This window comes from Pseudonocardia sp., from assembly GCF_025465255.1.
Lineage (GTDB): Bacteria > Actinomycetota > Actinomycetes > Mycobacteriales > Pseudonocardiaceae > Pseudonocardia.
The window spans coordinates 1-4,994 of the sequence record NZ_JAODNI010000221.1; the positions used below are offsets into that span (position 1 = coordinate 1).

The 4,994-nt window shown below is 70.7% G+C and carries 8 protein-coding genes; 6 read left to right on the top strand and 2 right to left on the bottom strand.

The window, feature by feature from the left end:
* The 6 genes from JWP64_RS31720 to JWP64_RS27845 form a co-directional block, all read left to right on the top strand.
* On the top strand, nt 1-75 hold a 75-nt coding region (locus tag JWP64_RS31720; RefSeq protein WP_366889506.1), incomplete at its 5' end, for a helix-turn-helix domain-containing protein.
* 758 nt (nt 76-833) lie between these two features.
* Complete coding sequence (locus tag JWP64_RS27825) at nt 834-1,145, top strand: hypothetical protein (RefSeq protein ID WP_297502913.1); 312 nt, start codon at nt 834-836, stop codon at nt 1,143-1,145.
* Entirely contained in the window at nt 1,142-1,558 is a 417-nt protein-coding gene (locus JWP64_RS27830; protein WP_297502914.1) for a hypothetical protein, read from the top strand. Before JWP64_RS27825 ends, JWP64_RS27830 begins: the two co-directional genes overlap by 4 nt.
* On the top strand, nt 1,555-2,079 hold the full coding sequence (locus tag JWP64_RS27835) for a hypothetical protein (protein ID WP_297502915.1): 525 nt from the start codon (nt 1,555-1,557) through the stop codon (nt 2,077-2,079). Before JWP64_RS27830 ends, JWP64_RS27835 begins: the two co-directional genes overlap by 4 nt.
* 4 nt (nt 2,080-2,083) lie before the next feature.
* Nucleotides 2,084-2,539: a hypothetical protein gene (locus tag JWP64_RS27840; protein ID WP_297502916.1), complete on the top strand. Its 456-nt coding sequence runs from the start codon at nt 2,084-2,086 to the stop codon at nt 2,537-2,539.
* Nucleotides 2,511-2,666, top strand: a complete 156-nt coding sequence (locus JWP64_RS27845) for a hypothetical protein (RefSeq protein ID WP_297502917.1) — start codon at nt 2,511-2,513, stop codon at nt 2,664-2,666. The genes JWP64_RS27840 and JWP64_RS27845 overlap by 29 nt, the downstream gene beginning before the upstream one ends.
* A gap of 84 nt (nt 2,667-2,750) precedes the next feature.
* Here JWP64_RS27845 and JWP64_RS27850 read toward each other — a convergent pair whose 3' ends face one another.
* Together JWP64_RS27850 and JWP64_RS27855 are read right to left on the bottom strand one after the other, a co-directional pair.
* Nucleotides 2,751-3,680 carry a nucleotidyl transferase AbiEii/AbiGii toxin family protein gene (locus JWP64_RS27850; protein ID WP_297502918.1) on the bottom strand — a complete coding sequence of 310 codons (930 nt, stop codon included), beginning with the start codon at nt 3,678-3,680 and terminating at the stop codon, nt 2,751-2,753.
* A 3-nt stretch (nt 3,681-3,683) separates the two neighbouring features.
* Complete coding sequence (locus JWP64_RS27855) at nt 3,684-4,670, bottom strand: type IV toxin-antitoxin system AbiEi family antitoxin domain-containing protein (protein WP_297502919.1); 987 nt, start codon at nt 4,668-4,670, stop codon at nt 3,684-3,686.
* Nucleotides 4,671-4,994 lie beyond the last annotated feature (324 nt).

The window sequence follows — 4,994 nt, forward strand, 5'->3', positions numbered from 1 at the left end:
GAGCTCGCCGAGCTGTTCAACGTCGCCCGGTCCACGGTCTATCGCGCACTTGCCCGCGCCCGAGCGACGACCTGACCGGAATCGAGCCCTACCTCGCACTTCGGGTCAGCTTCGGGAGTCCTGGGCCCTGACGTTGTCGATCACTGCACGGAGCCCTGAGGCGACGGCCCAAGAAGCTCGGGTTCGGGCGAGATCGGGGGGTCTCGGTGGATGATCGAGGCGAGCTGGTGTGGCTGAAGCGCGAGTTCGCCTCAGGGCCCCCTCACACCTGACCGTCTCCACCCCTGCGGCGAGTGGACCGGGGCAGGAGCGGGGGCGGCCACTTCCAGTCCCAGCATTTGCGCAGGGTTCGAATACGTCCTGTCTGCCAGCATTGCGGGCTGACCTGCACCCCGGTGACGTGCCCGTCCTCGACTCATCGGCCTGAGCCGAACAGCACCTGGTCGAGAACGCCCCAAAAGGTCCCGAGCGAGCGAGTGGGGGCCGCGCACCGAGCGGCGCAAAGCCTGAGGTGGAGCTGGCGGGGTGAGGCCCGGGACTACCGGTGCGGACCTTCGGCATATGCCAGTGTTGTGCAGCCGGCGGCGAACCTCGTCGTCGACGAGACCGCCGGGTCTCGGAAACGAAACTGTCGGTGCCCGGTGGGATGGTGTCCGGATGAGCGACCCCCGGGCCCCGGAGATGACCCGGCCGAGCGGCGCGGCCGCTACAAGATGGGTACCGACGTGCTGCTCGTGCCGTGCACGCGGTGCGGGGTCGCCGTCGGCGAGCGCTGCCGGATCGGGCGCGGCCACTACGCCCACCCTGCCCGCTACGACGCTATCGTTCGGGCCGTGACCAGCGGGAAGATACCCAACGTGGGCCCCGACGGGGTCCCGTTCGAACGTCCGCGCAGGGAACCTGGGCCGTCGCTCACCGAGAACTACCGCTGGCCGAAAGAGGCCGCCCCGTCCGCCCGCGGCCTCACCCCTGAAGAGGCACGCGCGGAGATGATCGCCCAGGTGGAGAAGGCCCGGGACCTGGCCGTCGCCGCCGAGGTCCGGGCGCAGGCTGACGCGATGCTGGACGTCCTCCGCACCATCCCGCTTGGCGGCCCTGACCTGCGGATCGTCCGTGACGACGGTCCGGAGACGCCGAATCAGTGACCCCGCCGCGGAAGGTCCACATGTTCGCCGGGTTCACCCCGGCCGGCCGTCGGGTCCGCGCGCACTGCACCTGCGGGGACGTCACCACTCCGCGCGTGGACGAGCGTCGAGCCCTCGACGCGCTGGAGTGTGAGCACGGCACCTCCCGGACGTTCTGCGACCTCTGCGGTCGCGACCGGTCCGTGGACCTGACGCACCGCAACCGCTTCGTCGACCTGCGGCTCCTCGTGGACGAGCGGACGGGCGACCAGCTGCTCGTCTGCGCCGACGACGAGCAGGCGTGCCGCGAGCTGGCCGCGCAGCATCAGGTCGAGCTTGACCGTGCCGCTCTCGGCGTCGAGACACCGCGGCCGACGCTGCGGGTGATCGACGGCGGACGACTGTCGGGCCCCGGTGGGATGGTGCCCGGATGAGCGAGCCCGAGGAGCGGTCGCCACGGGCGGCGGCCGAAGACGCCAAGGCGCGCCGTGACCTGCCCGGTGAGATCGGCGCGCTGACCGGCGCCGACCGTGACCTGCGGGCGCAGCCGTGGTTCCCGATCCAGCCCGGCGACGTCGTGTGCTGGTCGATCGAGATGCCCGACGGCAGTCGCCACGGCGAAACGCTGCTCGCCGTCGACGACCCGATGTGGCCGACCGAGGGCGGTGCACCCCTCCGCTCGGTGTCCGAGACGCCACACGACTACGGCCCCGTCGACGAGGACGAGGACGAGCCGTACGACCCCGCCGATGATCTGTTCGTCTACACGTCCGCGCCCGATATCGAGTACGTGGACGACGTCGAGGACGAGGACGCCGAGGAGCCGGAGCCGGGCGACCGCCCGAACTACCAGGACTTCTACGACGTGTGGTTCGAGGCCGGCCCGCACAGGGTTGCGGTGATCCGGCACGGCCAGCTCGTCCACGACACACTGTCGCCCCCCGCGGGACGGTGACGGCATGAGCAGCGGGCAGCGGCCGGGCTGGTGGAAGCTGGCCGAGGGGCGCGTGCTCGCCGGCCCCTTCGACGACCGGGTAGACGCGGAGATGGCGCCCCCGCCCGAGGGCGAGACCTGGGAGCATGAGGAGATCCAGATCGTGTTCGGGGGCCGCCGCGACGACGGCACCGTGGAGCAGCGGCCCTCCCCCGCCGACAGGGCGTTCGAGGCGCACTTGTCGGAGCAGCTCGACCGGCTGTCCGACGGCTACGGCGCCCGGGTGACCTGGCACCCGCAGGCTGACCTAGCGCGCGAGGTCGCGACCGCGCTCGTCGAGGCCGGGTTCGAGCTCCGCCATTGCGCCGCCAAGGGCAGCCACCGGCGGAGTGTGCCTGACCCCCACCAGCGACCCCGACGGCGTGATCGTGGCCTGGACTCAACACGACCGGATGGCGGTCGAGTTCGTCCACGGCTATGACGCGTACGTGGGCGTGCAGGAGACGATGAACTACGCCGTGGCTGACGTCCTCGTCGCTATGGGCTTCGCCGTGGAGGGGTTCGGGCAGGCCAGCGCCCACATCGTCACCCGGGGAGCCGCGAAGTAAGCGCCTCATGCACGAGACGCTCGGCGCCTTCTACGTAGGCAGAGCCCTTGGCCGGAGGAAGCCAATGGCTCAACGCGGCACCGGTCACGTAGCCGCCCAGCTGAGCCGCTCCGGATCCCAGGTGCCCGCGGTCAGCTCGCCGGAGAGGACGGGATCGAGGAAGGCCGCCACCAGGGCCGAGGCTTCGCTGAAGGCGCGGTGGTCGCGGCATTTCGCGACGTCTCGGGCGAGCTTGGGATAGGTGCCTGCCCATTCATCCGGGCATGCCCACCGCGTGATCGGGTCCAGTTCGCGATGCAGGGATTCAGCGGTGATGGCCTCCCGAAGTGCGTCCGCGGCGACGCGCTGAGTCCGGGCGATGACCACGAGGTCAACGAGGTCGCGGACACGGCTGGAAGGGAGCAGTAGGGGGCCGTGCCGCTCGACCGTGGCGCAGAGCTTGTCGGCGATGTGGTCGACAACCGGGTAGAGCTGATACGGCGGGCTGTGCATCCCGGGAAGCGAGATGGTCGGCTCCGGGTAAAGGACCTCGGGATCGCGGGCGATAATCGCTCCGATGACGACATCGACGCTGAAGTCGCTCACCTTGCGTACGCCGGCGTAACTCTCGATCTTCACCGTCGCCAGCTCGCTGCCCGGCTGTCCGGGGCGCTCGGCACTGAGCTTCGGGGCGCCTGGGAGGACGAACCGGAGGTGGTCGTGAAGATCCAGGCGAGCAGCGCTGCGTAGCTCGTCGAGGGCGGTGTCGAGGGTGCCGGCGCTGCGGAACAGGTCGATATCGCGGCTGTGCCGCGCAGACCGGACCCGCGCCAGCAGCGCGGTGCCGCCTTTGAGGACCCACGTCCCGTCCGGGACGTGGGTGAACAGACGGGCCAGGAACCGGTCGTAGACGAACTGGCGCGCCACGTTGTTGGTGGTCGCCCCGGTGAGCTTCGCCGTGTTCCTGCTGCGGGACTGCACCGCGGCCCACATCGCTTGGGGTGTGGCATACCCGGTCGGATGGGACACCGGCATGGCCTACTCATCCTCGCTGTTCGAACGGTCCGCTGCCCCGCGCGCGGCGCCAGGGTTCAGGAGGGCGCGCTTGGCCACCTCATTGATCGGCGACACCTGCGATTCCAACGCCTTCCGGACGGGGGCTAGCTGGGCCTCACGCAGGGCGGCCAGGGGCGAGAGCCGGTCGAGCGCTTCCTGAATCGGCGCGAGTTGGTTCATCCTCAGGGCGGCCAGGGGCGAGAGCCGGTCGAGCGCCTCGCGGATAGGCGCGAGCTGGGCCTCTTGTAGGGCGGCCATCATTGCCGGGACCGGAACGTGGGCCGCGCGAGCGACGTCCGCAATCACGTCCGCGTCCGCTTGCTCGGCGACCCCGCCGATCTCTAGCAGGTGTCGTAGCAGCGCGGAGCCGTCGCCGCGGGGGAGGCCGAACCGAGCTGCGTACGGGCCGATGCGGGTAGCGAGCGCGCCAGGGTCGATCTGCCGCGTCCGCACCGCGTCAGCGAGGACACCAGCCACGTGACCCCCGTCGTGGCCGTCTGCGAGGAGGTCGACGATCGTGCGGGTAGGCGTCGCGACGGGGAGCCCACGATGAAGGGTCACGTCCTCCTCGGAGAGGGTGCCGCGATGAAGCCGCAGGTCGGCTCGCCGGGTCTGCTTGCGGGTGGGGGCGGTGAACTCGTGGCGATCGGCGTCGAGGTCGCCGAGGTTGTAGAGGGCAGCAGCGGAGGCATGGGACACCACCGGTCCGCGGGGTCCGTCGTCGAGGCGGTCGCTGGCGAGCCGGGTGGGATCAAGGGAGAGCCACGCGGCCAGCAGCTCGAGGTTCTCGGTGCCCAGTGAGCCCCGCAGGGCGTAGACGCCGTGGCTGAGCCGGATCAGGACACCGGCCTTGCTCAGCCGCGACAGCTGTACGCGGCTGAGGCCGGCTGCGACGGCCTGAGGGGTGGTGACCAGACCCCATTGGCCGGCCGCGATATCGGCCAGCACGATCTCCCCGTCACCCTTCATGCTGCAATAGTAACACTCTGAGCGAAACTATCGCAGTAGCAGGCTGGGCATGTATGAAACTACTGCAGCACTTGGCTCGTCAGGTCATCCGCGCCCAGGTCCACGGGGCGACGCCGGGCCGGCTTGTCGACAGGACGACGTCTAGCAGCGCCGGGCGGGGAGTGGCCAGCGCCCGCCGCCAGCGCCGCCGCGGCCCCCGCGTGACCGCGCAGCGGCTGGTTCAGCCCTCGCGCAGCAGCGCGGTGTCGGAGACGGCGGCGATGTGCGCGGCCATCGCGGTCGCCGCCGCTTCAGCATCGCCGGCCCGGATCGCGTCGGCCACCT